Annotated in this window: 20 protein-coding genes; all 20 read left to right on the top strand. The window is 41.9% G+C overall.

Annotated elements, in window-relative coordinates:
• Nucleotides 1-10 precede the first annotated feature (10 nt).
• The 20 genes from rpoC to rplE all read left to right on the top strand — a co-directional run bounded on the left by rpoC (nt 11) and on the right by rplE (nt 15713).
• The gene (rpoC, locus tag VCHSUH04_RS00700; RefSeq protein WP_105084925.1) at nt 11-4213 is read left to right on the top strand and encodes a DNA-directed RNA polymerase subunit beta'; all 4203 of its coding nucleotides are present in this window, start codon (nt 11-13) and stop codon (nt 4211-4213) included.
• Between the two features lie 453 nt (nt 4214-4666).
• Nucleotides 4667-4912, top strand: coding sequence for a ribosomal L7Ae/L30e/S12e/Gadd45 family protein (locus VCHSUH04_RS00695; protein ID WP_005385487.1), 246 nt, complete (start codon nt 4667-4669; stop codon nt 4910-4912).
• A 76-nt stretch (nt 4913-4988) separates the two neighbouring features.
• A complete protein-coding gene (gene rpsL / locus VCHSUH04_RS00690; RefSeq protein WP_004693554.1) occupies nt 4989-5363 on the top strand; it encodes a 30S ribosomal protein S12 in 375 nt (124 codons plus the stop codon).
• A 52-nt stretch (nt 5364-5415) separates the two neighbouring features.
• Nucleotides 5416-5886, top strand: coding sequence for a 30S ribosomal protein S7 (gene rpsG, locus VCHSUH04_RS00685; RefSeq protein ID WP_004693556.1), 471 nt, complete (start codon nt 5416-5418; stop codon nt 5884-5886).
• A 15-nt stretch (nt 5887-5901) separates the two neighbouring features.
• Nucleotides 5902-7977 carry an elongation factor G gene (gene fusA / locus VCHSUH04_RS00680; RefSeq protein ID WP_105083569.1) on the top strand — a complete coding sequence of 692 codons (2076 nt, stop codon included), beginning with the start codon at nt 5902-5904 and terminating at the stop codon, nt 7975-7977.
• Between the two features lie 50 nt (nt 7978-8027).
• Complete coding sequence (gene tuf / locus VCHSUH04_RS00675) at nt 8028-9215, top strand: elongation factor Tu (RefSeq protein ID WP_105084924.1); 1188 nt, start codon at nt 8028-8030, stop codon at nt 9213-9215.
• A 180-nt stretch (nt 9216-9395) separates the two neighbouring features.
• The gene (gene rpsJ, locus VCHSUH04_RS00670) at nt 9396-9707 is read left to right on the top strand and encodes a 30S ribosomal protein S10 (protein ID WP_004695100.1); all 312 of its coding nucleotides are present in this window, start codon (nt 9396-9398) and stop codon (nt 9705-9707) included.
• A 12-nt stretch (nt 9708-9719) separates the two neighbouring features.
• A complete protein-coding gene (gene rplC, locus VCHSUH04_RS00665) occupies nt 9720-10361 on the top strand; it encodes a 50S ribosomal protein L3 (protein ID WP_004695102.1) in 642 nt (213 codons plus the stop codon).
• A gap of 26 nt (nt 10362-10387) precedes the next feature.
• The gene (gene rplD / locus VCHSUH04_RS00660; protein WP_005377066.1) at nt 10388-11011 is read left to right on the top strand and encodes a 50S ribosomal protein L4; all 624 of its coding nucleotides are present in this window, start codon (nt 10388-10390) and stop codon (nt 11009-11011) included.
• Nucleotides 11011-11295 carry a 50S ribosomal protein L23 gene (gene rplW, locus VCHSUH04_RS00655; protein WP_004695108.1) on the top strand — a complete coding sequence of 95 codons (285 nt, stop codon included), beginning with the start codon at nt 11011-11013 and terminating at the stop codon, nt 11293-11295. The genes rplD and rplW overlap by 1 nt, the downstream gene beginning before the upstream one ends.
• A 26-nt stretch (nt 11296-11321) precedes the next feature.
• A complete protein-coding gene (gene rplB, locus VCHSUH04_RS00650; protein WP_005385496.1) occupies nt 11322-12152 on the top strand; it encodes a 50S ribosomal protein L2 in 831 nt (276 codons plus the stop codon).
• A 23-nt stretch (nt 12153-12175) separates the two neighbouring features.
• Nucleotides 12176-12457 (top strand): 30S ribosomal protein S19, encoded by a 282-nt coding sequence (gene rpsS, locus VCHSUH04_RS00645; protein WP_060923779.1) that lies wholly within the window; start codon nt 12176-12178, stop codon nt 12455-12457.
• A 13-nt stretch (nt 12458-12470) separates the two neighbouring features.
• Complete coding sequence (rplV, locus tag VCHSUH04_RS00640) at nt 12471-12806, top strand: 50S ribosomal protein L22 (RefSeq protein WP_004695112.1); 336 nt, start codon at nt 12471-12473, stop codon at nt 12804-12806.
• 16 nt (nt 12807-12822) lie between these two features.
• Nucleotides 12823-13488 (top strand): 30S ribosomal protein S3, encoded by a 666-nt coding sequence (gene rpsC / locus VCHSUH04_RS00635; RefSeq protein ID WP_105084923.1) that lies wholly within the window; start codon nt 12823-12825, stop codon nt 13486-13488.
• The gene (gene rplP, locus VCHSUH04_RS00630) at nt 13488-13925 is read left to right on the top strand and encodes a 50S ribosomal protein L16 (RefSeq protein WP_004695114.1); all 438 of its coding nucleotides are present in this window, start codon (nt 13488-13490) and stop codon (nt 13923-13925) included. Before rpsC ends, rplP begins: the two co-directional genes overlap by 1 nt.
• The gene (gene rpmC / locus VCHSUH04_RS00625) at nt 13915-14118 is read left to right on the top strand and encodes a 50S ribosomal protein L29 (RefSeq protein ID WP_004695115.1); all 204 of its coding nucleotides are present in this window, start codon (nt 13915-13917) and stop codon (nt 14116-14118) included. The genes rplP and rpmC overlap by 11 nt, the downstream gene beginning before the upstream one ends.
• 39 nt (nt 14119-14157) lie before the next feature.
• On the top strand, nt 14158-14418 hold the full coding sequence (gene rpsQ / locus VCHSUH04_RS00620) for a 30S ribosomal protein S17 (protein ID WP_005385504.1): 261 nt from the start codon (nt 14158-14160) through the stop codon (nt 14416-14418).
• Between the two features lie 24 nt (nt 14419-14442).
• A complete protein-coding gene (gene rplN / locus VCHSUH04_RS00615) occupies nt 14443-14811 on the top strand; it encodes a 50S ribosomal protein L14 (RefSeq protein ID WP_004695117.1) in 369 nt (122 codons plus the stop codon).
• Nucleotides 14812-14829: 18 nt separating this feature from the next.
• Nucleotides 14830-15150, top strand: a complete 321-nt coding sequence (rplX, locus tag VCHSUH04_RS00610; protein ID WP_004695118.1) for a 50S ribosomal protein L24 — start codon at nt 14830-14832, stop codon at nt 15148-15150.
• Nucleotides 15151-15173: 23 nt separating this feature from the next.
• Nucleotides 15174-15713 carry a 50S ribosomal protein L5 gene (gene rplE, locus VCHSUH04_RS00605; protein WP_024065152.1) on the top strand — a complete coding sequence of 180 codons (540 nt, stop codon included), beginning with the start codon at nt 15174-15176 and terminating at the stop codon, nt 15711-15713.
• The last annotated feature ends 7 nt before the right edge of the window (nt 15714-15720 follow it).

The raw sequence follows: 15720 nt of genomic DNA, 5'->3' as shown, positions 1-15720 counted from the left end.
AGCGATAGTAGTGCTAGACGTAAATGAATTCGATTCCATGCGAATCGGTTTAGCCTCTCCAGAGCAGATCTTAGCTTGGTCTCATGGGGAAGTTAAGAAACCTGAAACTATTAACTACCGTACGTTGAAGCCAGAACGTGATGGTCTATTCTGCGAACGCATTTTTGGACCAACAAAGGACTGGGAATGTCACTGCGGCAAATATAAACGCATTCGCCATAAAGGCGTAGTCTGCGATAAGTGTGGTGTAGAGGTTACACGTGCAAAAGTGCGTCGTGAACGTATGGGCCATATCCAATTGGCTACTCCTGTATCTCACATTTGGTACTTTAAAGGTATCCCATCCCGCATGGGCCTTATCCTTGATGTATCCCCACGTTCCTTGGAACGCGTATTATACTTTGCTTCCTACATCGTAGTAGATCCAGCTGGTACTCCATTGGCAAAACGCCAATTGTTGTCCGAGCAAGAGTACCGCGAATATGAAGCTCAATTTAACGAAGACGGTTATACTATCGGTGGTAAATCCGTCGTAATCGAAACAGTAGCTCAACGTAACGAACGTTTAGCTATCGTTCGTGAAGCACAACGCAAAGAGCGCTATAATGCTGCTCTTCGCGATGATGCAACAATCCCAGAAGCAGATAAAGAATACGAAGAACTAACTCGTGAAGAGCGCTATGAATTAGGTGCTGCTGAAGAAGTTCTCTTCGCATGTATCGACATGGGTGCTGAGGCTGTAAAAGCTCTTTTAGCAGAACTTGATCTTGAAGCATTGAATGCTGAATTGCGCGAAGAATTGAACACTGCAAGTGGTCAGCGTAAAATCCGTGCGGTTCGTCGTTTAGAAGTGGTAGAAGCATTCCGTCAATCTGGCAACCGTCCAGAATGGATGATTATGGATGTTGTTCCTGTTATCCCACCTGAATTGCGCCCTATGGTTCAATTAGATGGTGGTCGTTTCGCTACATCTGACCTCAATGATTTGTACCGTCGTGTTATCAACCGTAACAACCGTTTAAAACGTTTGTTAGATTTAGGTGCTCCTGATATCATTGTGCGCAATGAAAAACGTATGCTTCAAGAAGCTGTTGACGCATTGATCGATAATGGTCGCCGTGGTCGTCCTGTAACAGGCCCTGGTAACCGTCCATTAAAATCCTTGTCCGATATGCTTAAAGGTAAACAAGGTCGTTTCCGTCAAAACTTGCTTGGTAAACGTGTTGACTACTCTGGTCGTTCCGTTATCGTAGTAGGTCCTGAGCTTAAAATGCACCAATGTGGTTTGCCTAAAGAAATGGCATTGGAATTGTTCAAACCTTTCGTTATGAAACGTTTGGTAGAACGTGGTCAAGCATCCAACATTAAAGCTGCTAAACGCCAAGTAGAAAGAATCGGTCCTGGTGTATGGGAAGCCTTGGAAGAGGTAATCAAAGAACATCCGGTTCTCTTGAACCGTGCCCCTACATTGCATAGACTTGGTATTCAAGCCTTCGAACCAATCCTTTGGGAAGGCCGTGCTATCAAATTGCATCCATTAGTATGTACAGCCTTCAACGCCGACTTTGATGGTGACCAAATGGCATGTCACTTACCATTGTCCGTAGAAGCACAAGCGGAAGCTCGTACATTGATGCTTTCCAGCCATAATATCTTGTCCACTAAGGACGGTAAGCCAGTAGCAGTACCATCTCAAGATATGATCTTGGGTACATACTACTTAACAGTTGTACGTGAAGATACTCGTGATAAAGCAAAAACATTTGCTACTTATGATGAAGTAATGCTTGCATACGAATCTCATATTATTGGCTTGCAAGATATTCTTTATATTCGTTTGCCTGACCATGGCCGTGTAGAAACAACTGCAGGTCGCTTGATCTTCAACAATGCGCTATTCCCAGAATTGTGGCAATATGAAAAACGCGAAGATGGCACTTACTCTTTAGGTAAGGTTATGGATAAGAAAACAGTTGGTAAATTGGTTGACCAATGCTTCCAATTGTTTGGCAATGAAAAGACTGCAGAACTCTTGGACCGTATTAAATCCTTGGGTTACTCCTTCGCACGTCGCGCAGGTATGACTGTAGCTATTGCAGATATTAAAGTACCAGAAGTAAAAACTGGTTTATTAGACACAGCGGAACAAGAGGTAGAAAAAGTATCTCGTTTGTATCGTCGTGGTCTTATTACAGAAGAAGAACGTTACCGTAAAACTATTCAATTGTGGACTCAAGCAACAGAAGATGTTACTGATGCCATGATGGATAATATGGCGCGCGATAAAGATGGCTTCAACCCTGTTTACATGATGGCTATCTCTGGTGCCCGTGGTAACAAACAACAGATCCGTCAGCTTGCTGGTATGCGTGGTTTGATGGCCGATCCATCCGGTCGTATCATCGACTTGCCAATCAAAGCAAACTTTAAAGAAGGTTTGACTGTATTGGATTACTTTACATCCTCTCACGGTGCTCGTAAAGGTTTGGCCGATACAGCTCTTCGTACAGCTGACTCCGGTTACTTGACTCGTCGTCTTGTTGACGTATCTCAAGACGTTATCGTTCGTGAGGACGATTGTGATGTTGTAGGTATCGATCTCGTTCGTGAACGCGCTCGTTTGGCTACTTCTCCACGTCAAGCATTGGAATTGTTGAAAGATAAACTTATTGGCCGTGTGCTAGATAAAGATGTAGTGAACGTAGAAACAGGCGAACTTGTTGTTCCTGCTGAAACTATCTTGGACGAACAATGCTTAGTTGATATTGCTGAATCTGGTGTTACATCTGTTGCATTGCGCGGTGCTCACTTAGGCTCTGATAGCGATATCAACCATACTAATTTGGTTCAAAAAATTATTCTTGGTGAAAGCGATGACAGCATCCGTGCAACATTAAAAGAAACTATGGTTCAAAATATGTTGAACAAAGATACTGTTAATGCCATCGTTGACAGCGAAGGTGTAGAAATCTTCCCTGCTAACACACGCCTTACTGAAGAAGGCATCGAAGCTATCCTTAACTCCGATGTAAAAGAAGTACAAGTACGCAACAATGAAATTCACGGTATCGAAGTGGAAGCCATCGTTGAAGGTACTGGCGTTATTGAACCATTAAAAGATCGTATCGTAGGTCGTATTGCAGCTGAAGAATTGGTTAATAAAGAAACTGGCGAAGTTATCGTTCCTCTTAACGGTGAAATCACAGAACCATTGGCTGATGAAGTTGTAAAACACTATGAAACAGTTAAAATCCGTTCCGTATTAACTTGCCGCAGCCCTTATGGCGTATGTCGCAAGTGCTATGGTCGCGACCTTGGTACAGGTGGTCAAGTTCAAGTTGGTGAAGCTGTAGGTATTATTGCAGCGCAATCCATCGGTGAACCTGGTACTCAGTTGACAATGCGTACATTCCATACAGGTGGTGTCGCAGGTGACGATATTACACAAGGTTTACCACGTGTCGAAGAATTGTTCGAAGCGCGTAAACCAAAACGTAATGCTATCATCGCAGAAAACGAAGGTACAGTTCGCGTTGTACCTAACGAAGGTAAAAAAGGTACTAATACTATCTTCATCACTGGTGAAGACGGTATTGAACTCGATTACCTAATCCCTTATGGTTCTCGTATTATCGTTAAAGACGGTGATGTTGTATCCTTGGGCGCTCGTTTGACTGAAGGTTCTATCAATCCTCACGATATTATGCGCGTAATGGGTACTGAAGCAACTCAACGTTACCTCGTTTACGAAGTACAAAAAGTATATAAATCTCAAGGTGTAGAAATTAACGATAAACATATCGAAGTTATCGTTCGTCAAATGCTTCATAAAGTAAAAGTTGAAACAGCTGGCGATGCAGATATGCTTCCAGGGGATATGGTCGACGTTAATACCTTTGACGAAGAAAACCGTCGACTTACTCTTAATGGCCGTGAAAATGCTACAGGCAAACGTACATTGTTGGGTATTACTAAAGCTGCATTGGCTACGGATTCCTTCTTGTCTGCTGCGTCCTTCCAAGAAACAACACGTGTTCTTACCGACGCTGCTATCAAAGGTAAAATCGATCCATTATTGGGCTTAAAAGAAAATGTAATCATCGGTAAATTGATTCCTGCTGGTACTGGTATGAGCCGTTACCGTAAGATTGAGGTTGTTAAAAACACACCTGAAATCATCGATATTACAGAAGAAACTGCTGTAGAAGAATAATCTATTGCAATAGAAGAGAGCGTGCCTTAGGGCACGCTCTTTTTTATAAATACTAAATTTCTCTGTTAAGATGAAATTTTCGGATAGAATAAATAAACCTATAAGTTTAATAATATAGATATATTGAATATGGTTAATAAAATTGAACTAAAAAATGACTATTTATTTTTCTGTTATATCAATTATGCATACATAAAATGTGATTAATTAAAATAATATGAAAGTAGTGTATAAAAATGAGAATAAAACAACCATTTTTGCATAAAAATTACATATATTGTTATATGATTCGCCGTTGTGAAACGCACGGAAACGTGTACACATAAAATGCAGTTGTATAGCGGTGTAGAGCGTTGAAAAACGTTTGACATGTGCTTGTGTAATTGGTATACTTACATAGTGCTCAGGGGCAAGTATGCCTAAGTAGCATAATTTCGTAAGGAGAATTTTACTATGGACATTGCCCATCTGAAGTCGATGAACAAAACAATCGGTGCCAAGCAAACGTTGAAAAACATTGCACGAGGGACTGTGAAGTATGTGTTCGTAGGACATGATAGTGATGAAAGTGTAGTTGGACCTATACGAAATGCTTGTGCTGAACAGGGAATACCTGTGAATGACAAGCACACTATGGATGACCTTGGTCGTGCGTGTCGCATTAAGGTGCGGGCCACAGCGGTAGGTATCCTACGTTAATCTTGGTAATATCCGATGTAACACTTTGTTATGACGGATCAATTATAAATCTCAAATTTGGAAAGGAGGTGCCCAAATGCCAACAATTAATCAGCTAGTACGCAAAGGTCGCATGAGCTTGACTAAAAAATCTACAGCTCCAGCACTTCAAGAATCTCCACAAAAACGTGGTGTATGTACTCGTGTGTACACAGCTACTCCAAAGAAACCAAACTCCGCGCTTCGTAAAGTTGCCCGTGTACGTTTGACAAACGCTATTGAAGTAACTGCTTACATCCCAGGCATTGGTCACAATTTACAAGAACACAGTGTTGTACTTATCAGAGGCGGTCGTGTAAAAGACCTTCCAGGTGTGCGTTATCACATCGTTCGTGGTGCATTGGATACAGCTGGCGTACAAAACCGTATGCAAAGTCGTTCCAAATACGGCGCGAAAAAAGCTAAAAAATAATTTTAGCCATTAAACGAAACTAACACACATCATTATAAAGGAGGAATTGAACATGCCAAGAAAAGGCCCTGTTCCGAAACGTGATGTACTTCCAGATCCGGTGTACAACAGCAAATTAGTAACACGTTTCATTAACAAAGTTATGTACGATGGCAAAAAAGGCATTGCTGAAACTATCGTATATGATGCATTCGAAATTATTCGTTCCAAAATGGGTCAAGACCCAATGGAAGTTTTTGATCAAGCATTGAAAAATGTTATGCCTGTACTTGAAGTACGTGCTCGCCGTATCGGTGGTGCGAACTACCAAGTGCCAGTTGAAGTTCGTGCTGATCGCCGTCAAACACTCGGTATTCGCTGGGTTGTAAACTATGCTCGTCTTCGTGGTGAACGCACTATGAAAGAACGCTTAGCAGGCGAATTGATGGACGCTTTCAACAATGCAGGCGCTGCAATCAAGAAAAAAGAAGATACTCATAAAATGGCAGAAGCTAATAAAGCATTTGCTCATTATCGTTGGTAATAAGAGGTGACAACTGTGGCAAGAGAGTTTTCCCTAGCAAAAACTCGTAATATCGGTATCATGGCTCACATCGATGCTGGTAAAACAACAACTACAGAACGTATCCTCTACTATACAGGTATTGTTCACAAAATCGGCGAAGTACATGAAGGTGCTGCTACGATGGACTGGATGGCGCAAGAACAAGAACGTGGTATCACAATCACTTCTGCGGCGACAACATGTCACTGGAAAGATCATCGTATCAATATCATCGATACTCCTGGTCACGTTGACTTTACTGTAGAAGTAGAACGTTCTCTACGTGTACTTGATGGCTCCGTAGCGGTGTTCAGTGCTAAAGGTGGCGTTGAACCTCAATCCGAAACAGTATGGCGTCAAGCATCTAACTACGGCGTACCTCGTATCGCTTATGTAAATAAGATGGATACAGTAGGTGCTGACTTCTTCAACGTAGTTGATATGATGAAATCCCGTTTGGGTGCAAATTCCGTAGCTATCCAAGTGCCAATCGGCGCTGAAGATACTTTCGAAGGCATCATCGATTTGATGACTATGAAAGCGGAAATTTACAAATCCGATGACGGTAAAGAATATGAAATCACTGATATCCCAGCAGAATATCAAGAAGTAGCTGAAGCTCGTCGCGAAATGATGATCGATGCTATCGCTGAAACTGATGACGATATCATGATGAAATATTTGGAAGGTGAAGAAATCTCCATCGAAGAATTGAAAACAGCATTGCGTAAAGCGGTTATCGCTAACCAATTGTTCCCAGTTCTTTGTGGTTCTTCCTACAAAAACAAAGGTGTACAAATGTTGTTGGACGCTGTTGTAGATTACATGCCAGCTCCTATCGACATTCCAGCTATTAAAGGTGTAGTTCCTGGTACTGAAGAAGAAACAACTCGTCCTTCTTCCGATGAAGAGCCATTCTCCGCATTGGCATTCAAAATCATGGCTGACCCTTATGTTGGTAAATTAGCGTTCTTCCGTGTGTACTCCGGTACATTGGAATCCGGTTCCTACGTTTTCAACTCCACAAAAGGTAAGAAAGAACGTATTGGCCGTATTCTTCAAATGCACGCTAACACTCGTAAAGAAATCGACATGGTTTACGCTGGCGACATCGCTGCAGCTGTAGGCTTGAAAGATACTACTACTGGTGATACTCTTTGTGATGAAAAGAATCCTGTAATTCTTGAATCCATGGAGTTCCCTGAACCAGTTATCTCCGTTGCTGTTGAACCTAAAACAAAAGCTGACCAAGAAAAAATGGGTACAGCTCTTGCTCGTTTGGCAGAAGAAGATCCTACTTTCAAAGTTCGTACTGATGAAGAAACAGGTCAAACTATTATCTCCGGTATGGGCGAACTTCACTTGGATATCATCGTTGACCGTATGAACCGTGAATTCAAAGTAGAATGTAACGTAGGTAAACCTCAAGTAGCTTATCGCGAAACTATCCGTAAAGCTGTTAAAGCTGAAGGTAAATTCGTTCGTCAATCTGGTGGTCGTGGTCAATATGGTCACTGCTGGTTGGAATTAATTCCTCAAGAACCAGGTGCTGGCTTCGAATTTGAAAATAAGGTCGTAGGTGGTGCAATTCCTCGTGAATACATCGGACCTGTTGAAAATGGTGTTAAAGAAGCTATGGAATCCGGTGTTATCGCTGGTTATCCAATGGTTGACATCAAAGTTATCGTATTTGACGGCTCCTACCATGACGTTGACTCCAACGAAATGGCCTTCAAAATCGCTGGTTCCATGGGCTTTAAAGAAGGTGCTCGCAAAGCAGATCCTGCATTGCTTGAACCATATATGTCCGTAGAAGTAGACGTTCCTGAAGAATACATGGGCGACGTTATCGGTGACTTGAACTCCCGTCGTGGTCGCATGGACGGCATGGAAGCTCGTAATGGTAACCAACATATCAAAGCATATGTTCCATTGAGCGAAATGTTCGGTTACGCAACAGACCTTCGTTCCAAAACTCAAGGTCGCGGTAACTACTCCATGACATTCGATCATTACGAAGAAGTTCCTAAGAAAATTGCTGAAGAAATTCAAGCAAAGAAAAACGGTTAATCTTACATTAGATTAATAGAATTACTATTTTCCTCGGAGGATAATTTAAAATGGCAAAAGAAAAATTTGAACGTACGAAACCGCATGTTAACATCGGTACAATCGGTCACGTTGACCATGGTAAAACTACTTTGACAGCTGCAATCACTAAAGTATTGGCTGAAAAAGGCCAAGCTGACTTCCAAGACTACAGCATGATCGATAAAGCTCCAGAAGAACGTGAACGTGGTATCACAATCAACACTGCACACGTTGAGTATGAAACTGCTAACCGTCACTATGCACACGTTGACTGCCCAGGCCATGCTGACTATGTTAAAAACATGATCACTGGTGCTGCTCAAATGGACGGCGCTATCTTGGTATGTTCCGCAGCTGACGGCCCTATGCCTCAAACTCGCGAACACATCTTGTTGGCTCGCCAAGTTGGTGTTCCTGCAATCGTAGTATTCTTGAACAAAGCTGACATGGTTGATGACGAAGAATTGATCGAATTAGTAGAAATGGAAGTTCGTGAACTTCTTTCTTCCTACGAATTCCCTGGCGACGAAGTACCTATCGTTGTAGGTTCTGCGTTGAAAGCTTTGGAAGGCGATGCTCAATATGTAGCTAAAATCGACGAATTGATGGAAGCTGTAGACTCCTACATCCCAACTCCAGTTCGTGATACTGACAAACCTTTCTTGATGCCTGTGGAAGACGTATTCACAATCACTGGTCGTGGTACAGTAGCAACTGGCCGTGTTGAACGTGGTCAAGTAAACGTAGGCGACACAGTAGAAGTTGTAGGCTTGAAAGAAAAAGCTGAACAATACGTAGTAACTGGTCTTGAAATGTTCCGCAAAACTTTGGACTCTGCAGTAGCAGGTGACAACGTAGGTGCGTTGCTTCGTGGTGTTGACCGTAAAGACATCGAACGTGGTCAAGTATTGGCTAAACCAGGTTCCATCAAACCACACACAAAATTCAAAGCAGAAGTTTACGTATTGACTAAAGAAGAAGGTGGCCGTCATACTCCATTCTTCTCCAACTACCGTCCACAATTCTACTTCCGTACAACAGACGTAACAGGTGTTGTAAACCTTCCAGAAGGTGTAGAAATGTGTATGCCTGGCGATAACGTAACAATGGATATCGAATTGATCACTCCAATCGCTATCGAAGAAGGTCTTCGCTTCGCGATCCGCGAAGGTGGCCATACAGTAGGCGCTGGCGTTGTAACTGAAATCGAAGGTTAATTTAACCTTTTATGCTCATCGTAGTGATGCGTTGAGCACAATACATGCAGCATTCAGAGCGGCAGTAATGCCGCTCTAGTGTTGTGTTTTTAAACTATGAAGTAGAAGGTTGCCTCTGCGGAGGAGAATTTCTATGGAGCAGCCCATTCACGAAATGGACGACAGGAGGAATTATTAATAATGGCTAAACAGCAAAAAATCCGTATTCGCCTTAAGGCATACGACCACAAAGCTCTCGATCAAAGCGCTGCTAAGATCGTAGACACTGCAAAAAGAAATGGCGCTATGGTATCTGGTCCGATTCCATTGCCAACAGAAAAGAATATCTTCACAATTCTTCGTTCTGTACACGTAAACAAAGATTCTCGTGAACAATTCGAAATGCGTACACATAAACGCTTAATCGATATTCTTGAACCAAATTCGAAAACAGTAGATGCTATCACTCGTTTAGATTTACCAGCTGGTGTATCTATTGAAATAAAACTATAAGGAGGTGCGATAATGTCTAAAGCTATTTTGGGTAAAAAATTAGGAATGACTCAAGTCTTCACAGCAGAAGGCCAATTAGTTCCTGTAACAGTAGTGGAAACTACCCCAAGCGTTGTAGTGCGCGTTAAGACTGTTGAAACAGACGGCTACGAAGCAGTACAAATTGGTTACGGTTCCATTAAAGAAAAACATTTAACAAAACCTGTAAAAGGTCAGTTCGACAAAGCTGGCGTAGCTCCAGTTAAATATCTTCGCGAAGTTCGCGTAGCTAATGCAGCTGACTACACAGTAGGCCAAACTCTGGCAGCTGATATCTTCGCAGAAGGTGAATTGGTGGACGTAGTGGGTACAGGTAAAGGTAAGGGTTTTGCTGGCACAATTAAACGCCATAACTTCTCCCGTGGTCCTGAAACTCATGGTTCCAAATCTCACCGTGAACCTGGTTCCATCGGTCCTATGATCTCCGGTGGCGGCGGTAAGGTATACAAAGGTAAAAAACTCCCTGGACAAATGGGTGGTTACAGAGTTACCGTACAACGCTTATCCGTTGTGAAAGTTGATGCTGAACGTAACCTTTTGTTGGTTAAAGGTGGTATCCCAGGCGCTAAAGGTAGCTTGGTTATGGTTCGCAACACGGTTAAACCTGTTAAATAATCATTTGTCGAAAGGAGGATTATGTAATGCCTACAGTAGCAACATATAATCAATCCGGCGTTAAAGTCGGTGAAATACAGTTAAACGATGCAGTATTCGGCGTTGAAGTAAACGAAGCCGTTATGCATCAAGCCGTAGTTCGTCAATTGTCTAACGAACGTCTCGGCACACATGCAACAAAAACTAGAGGTATGGTTCGTGGCGGTGGCCGCAAACCTTGGAAACAAAAAGGTACTGGTCGTGCACGTTCCGGTTCCAGCCGTTCTCCAATCTGGATTGGTGGCGGTACTACATTTGGTCCACAACCTCGCAGCTATTACAAAGCTATGCCTCGTAAGGCTAGACGTTTGGCAGTTAAATCTGCTCTTAGCGATAAAGTGAATAATAGCGAATTATACGTTTTGGAAGAAATCACATTAGCAGCTCCTAAAACTAAAGAAGTGTTGAACATTATCAATAGCTTCAACGTTGGTGATGCAAAAGTATTGTTCATCACAGAAGGTGATGTAAATGTTGAACGTTCCGCTCGCAACATCCAAGGTGTTAAAGCATTGGCTTGCGAAGGTATGAACATTTTCGATCTTCTTCATTACGATAAGCTCTTCATTACTAAAGGTGCTGTCGCAAAAATCGAGGAGGTACTTGGATAATGCAATTACATGATGTACTAATCCGCCCGGTTATTACCGAAAAATCCACTATGCTTATGGAAGAAGGCAAATACACTTTCCGTGTGCCTTTGACTGCAAATAAAGTGCAAATCCGTCAAGCAGTTGAAAAAATCTTCAATGTAAAAGTAGAAAAAGTAGCTACTATTCGCGTTTTAGGTAAAACTAAACGCATGGGTCGTACACAAGGTAAACGTAGCGATTACAAAAAAGCTATCGTTACTTTAAAAGCTGGCGAATCCATTGAATTCTTTGAAGGTGTCTAAGAGTCTAGTTGTAAGGAGGCCCACTAATGGCAATTAAATCATTTAAACCGTACTCCGCTGGTCGCCGGTTTATGACAGTATCCGCCTTCGACGAAATCACAGCAAGCAAACCAGAAAAATCTTTGCTAGCTAAGATTTCTCAAAAAGGTGGTCGTAACAATACTGGTAAAATGACAGTTCGTCACCAAGGTGGCGGTCATAAACGTCAATATCGTATTATTGACTTCAAACGTACTAAAGATAATATTCCAGCTAAAGTAGCAACAATCGAGTATGATCCTAACCGTTCTTCTCGTATCGCTTTGCTTAACTACGCTGATGGTGAAAAACGCTACATTTTAGCTCCTAACGGTCTAAAAGTTGGTGACGTTGTATTCTCCGGTCCTGAGTCCGATATTAAACCTGGTAACTGCTTACCATTGGCTAATATTCCAGACGGTACACAAATCCATAATATCGAATTGAAAATCGGTAAAGGTGGCCAAATCGTTCGTTCCGCTGGTACATCTGCTCAATTGATGGGTAAAGATAATGGCTATGCTATTCTTCGTTTACCATCTGGTGAAATGCGTCGTGTTCGTCAAGAGTGCCGTGCAACAGTAGGTGTTGTTGGTAACGCTGACCACAGCAATCTTGTAATTGGTAAAGCTGGTCGTCATCGTTGGATGGGCGTTCGCCCTGGCAACCGTGGTGTTGTAATGAACCCTTGTGACCATCCACATGGTGGTGGTGAAGGTAAATCTCCTGTTGGTCGTAAACATCCTGTTACACCTTGGGGCAAACCAGCACATGGTGTTAAAACTCGCGACAAGAAAAAAGCTTCTAACAGCTTAATCATTAAACGTCGTACAAAATAGGATAAAGGAAAGGAGATAAAATAGTGTCCAGATCTATTAAAAAAGGCCCTTTCGTAGCAGATCATTTGCTTAAGAAAGTTGAAGCTTTAAACGAAACTAACGAAAAGAAAGTTGTAAAAACCTGGTCCCGTGCCTCTACTATTATCCCAAGTTTTGTAGGCCACACAATTGCTGTGCATGATGGTCGCAAACATGTACCTGTATTCATTACAGAAGATATGGTAGGTCATAAATTAGGTGAGTTCGCTCCTACACGTACTTTTAAAGGTCATGGTAAGGACGAAAAATCTACAGGCAAAAAATAGGAGGAAATAATACATGGAAGCAAAAGCAATCGCTAGACATATCCGAATCGCGCCTCGTAAAATCCGTATCGTTGCAGATTTAGTGCGCGGTAAAAACATCGGCGAAGCATTTGCCATCTTGAAGTTCACTCCGAAAGTTGGCGCTGATGTAGTAGAAAAAGTTATGCGTTCTGCAATCGCAAACGCTGAACATAATTTCGATATGAATGTTGACAATCTTTACGTATCCGAGATCTTCGTTGATCAAGGCCCTACATTAAAACGCATTCATCCTCGTTCCCGTGGTCAAGCTTTCAAAATTTTGAAACGCACTAGCCATGTAACAGTAGTAGTTAAAGAAAGAGCTTAAGAAGGAGGGAAACAGAGTGGGTCAAAAAGTTAATCCACACGGTTTGCGTGTCGGTATCGTAAAAGATTGGGACGCAAAATGGTATGCAGATAAAGATTTCGCTGCTAATCTTCATGAAGACGTAAAAATTCGTAACTTCTTGAAAGAAACCCTTTTCATTGCTGGTATTTCCCGCATTGAAATCGAGCGTACAAATAAACGTATTAAATTGACTATCCACACTGCAAAACCAGGTATGGTTATCGGTCGTGGTGGTGCTGGTATCGAAGATATCAAAAAAGCAATGACTCGTTTCACTGACAAACAAGTGGACGTTAACATCGCAGAAATTAAACAAGCAGACATGGATGCAATCTTGGTTGCAGAAAACATTGCTAGCCAATTGGAACGCCGTATTGGTTTCCGTCGTGCAATGAAACAAGCTGTAGGTCGTACAATGCGCTTAGGTGCAAAAGGTATTAAAATCATGGTAAGCGGTCGTCTTGGCGGCGCTGAAATCGCTCGTAGCGAATCCTACCGTGAAGGTTCTATTCCTTTGCATACACTTCGTGCAGACATCGACTACGGTACTGCTGAAGCTCATACAACATATGGTTGTATCGGCATTAAAGTATGGATTTACAAAGGTGAAGTTTTGCCAGAAGCAAAACAACCTGCTAAGAAGGAAGAAGGTGGCAAGTAATGCTTATTCCAAAGCGCGTAAAACATCGTAAGCAATTCCGCGGCCGTATGAAAGGTCGTGCTATGCGCGGTAATACAGTGTCTCATGGTGAGTTCGGCTTGGTAGCATGCGAACCATCTTGGATCACTAACCGTCAAATCGAAGCTGCCCGTATTGCTATGACTCGTTATATCAAACGTGGTGGTAAAGTATGGATTAAAATTTTCCCTGACAAACCAATCACAGCTAAACCAGCTGGTACTCGTATGGGTTCCGGTAAAGGTTCTCCTGAATACTGGGTAGCAGTAGTTAAACCAGGTCGTGTAATGTTTGAAATGGACGGTGTGCCAGAAGCTACAGCTCGTGAAGCTATGCGTCTTGCAAGCCATAAACTTCCAATCAAATGCAAATTTGTTGTTAAGGGTAAAGAATTGGGTGGTGACGTAAATGAAGGTTAATGACATTCGCAATATGAGCGCTGCCGAAATGGAACAAAAAGTTTCCGGTCTTAAGGAAGAGTTATTTAACCTCCGTTTTCAGCTTGCAACAGGTCAATTAGAAAATCCTATGCGCATTCGTGAAGTTAAGAAGACAATCGCTCGTATTAAAACTGTACAACGTGAAGTTGAACTTAAATCTGAAAACGCATAATAACAGATTTGTTAAAGGTTGAAAAGGAGGCTTAAAATCGTGGCAGAAGAAAGAAACGTACGTAAAGTCCGCGTAGGTAAAGTTGTTAGCGACAAAATGAATAAAACTGTTGTTGTTGCTGTAGAACGTAAAGTACCTCACGCATTATATAACAAGCCAATGGTTAGCACTAAACGCTTCAAAGCTCATGATGAAAACAATGAGTGCCAAATTGGCGATACAGTTAAAATTGTAGAAACTCGTCCACTTTCTAAAGATAAATGTTGGAGAGTTGTTGAAATTCTTGAAAGACAAAAATAAGAGTGATGTAAGGAGGAATAGACGATGATCCAGCAACAAACAATTTTGAATGTTGCCGACAACACTGGTGCAAAACGTATTATGTGTATCCAAGTCATGGGCGGTTCTTATCGCAAATTCGGCAATATCGGTGACGTAATCGTTGCTTCTGTAAAAGATGCATCACCCGGTGGCGTTGTCAAGAAAGGCGACGTAGTCAAAGCTGTTATTGTTCGTTCTAAAAAAGGTATCCGCCGTCAAGACGGTTCCTATATCCGTTTTGATGAAAACGCAGCAGTAGTAATTAAAGACGATAAAACCCCTCGTGGTACTCGTATTTTCGGACCTGTAGCAAGAGAACTTCGTGAAAAAGACTTCATGAAAATTGTTTCCTTGGCTCCAGAAGTATTATAAGAAGGAGGAACGCAGCATATGGCTAAACTACAAATCAAAAAAGGCGATACAGTTGTTGTTATCTCCGGTAAAGATAAAGGTAAGCAAGGTACAGTAATTGCTACTGAACCTAAAAAAGAACGCGTATTTGTTGAAGGCGTTAACACTGTAAAACGTCACACAAAACCTTCTCAAGCTAACCCACAAGGCGGCATCGTTACTAAAGAAGCTGGTATCCATGTTTCTAACGTAATGGTTGTTGACCCAGAAACTAAAACAGCTACTCGTATCAAAAAAGTTGAAGGCAAAGACGGTAAATTCGTTCGCGCTACAGTTAAATCTGGTACAGTACTTAAATAATCAGGAAAGGAGGAGCTAAATAAATGTCTCGTTTATTTGAACAATACAACTCTGAAATTAAAAAGAGTTTGCAAGAAAAATTCCAATACGGCAACGTTATGGAAATCCCTAAATTGGAAAAAATCGTTATCAACATCGGCGTTGGTGATGCAGTAGGCAATGCAAAAGCATTGGAAGCAGCAGTTAATGATTTGACTATCATCGCTGGTCAAAAACCTGTAATCACAAAAGCTAAAAAATCCATTGCGAACTTCAAAGTTCGTGAAGGTATGGCGTTGGGTACAAAAGTTACTCTTCGTGGCGAACGCATGTATGAATTCCTCGACAAATTGATCAATGCGGCATTACCTCGTGTACGTGACTTCCGCGGTATCAGCGCAACAGCATTTGATGGCCGTGGTAACTACGCTTTGGGTCTTAAAGAACAGCTCATCTTCCCTGAGATCGAATATGATCAAGTAGAACGTGTTACTGGTATGGATATCATCGTAGTAACAACTGCTAAAACAGATGAAGAAGCTCGTGAATTGTTGACTCAATTCGGTATGCCTTTTGAAAAATAATAGGAGG

It is taken from the genome of Veillonella sp. T14073-2, from assembly GCF_002959875.1.
In the GTDB taxonomy this organism is placed as follows: Bacteria; Bacillota; Negativicutes; order Veillonellales; family Veillonellaceae; genus Veillonella; species Veillonella infantium.
Note: the sequence above shows the minus strand (reverse complement) of the source record. Positions and strands in the feature narration are given on the sequence as shown.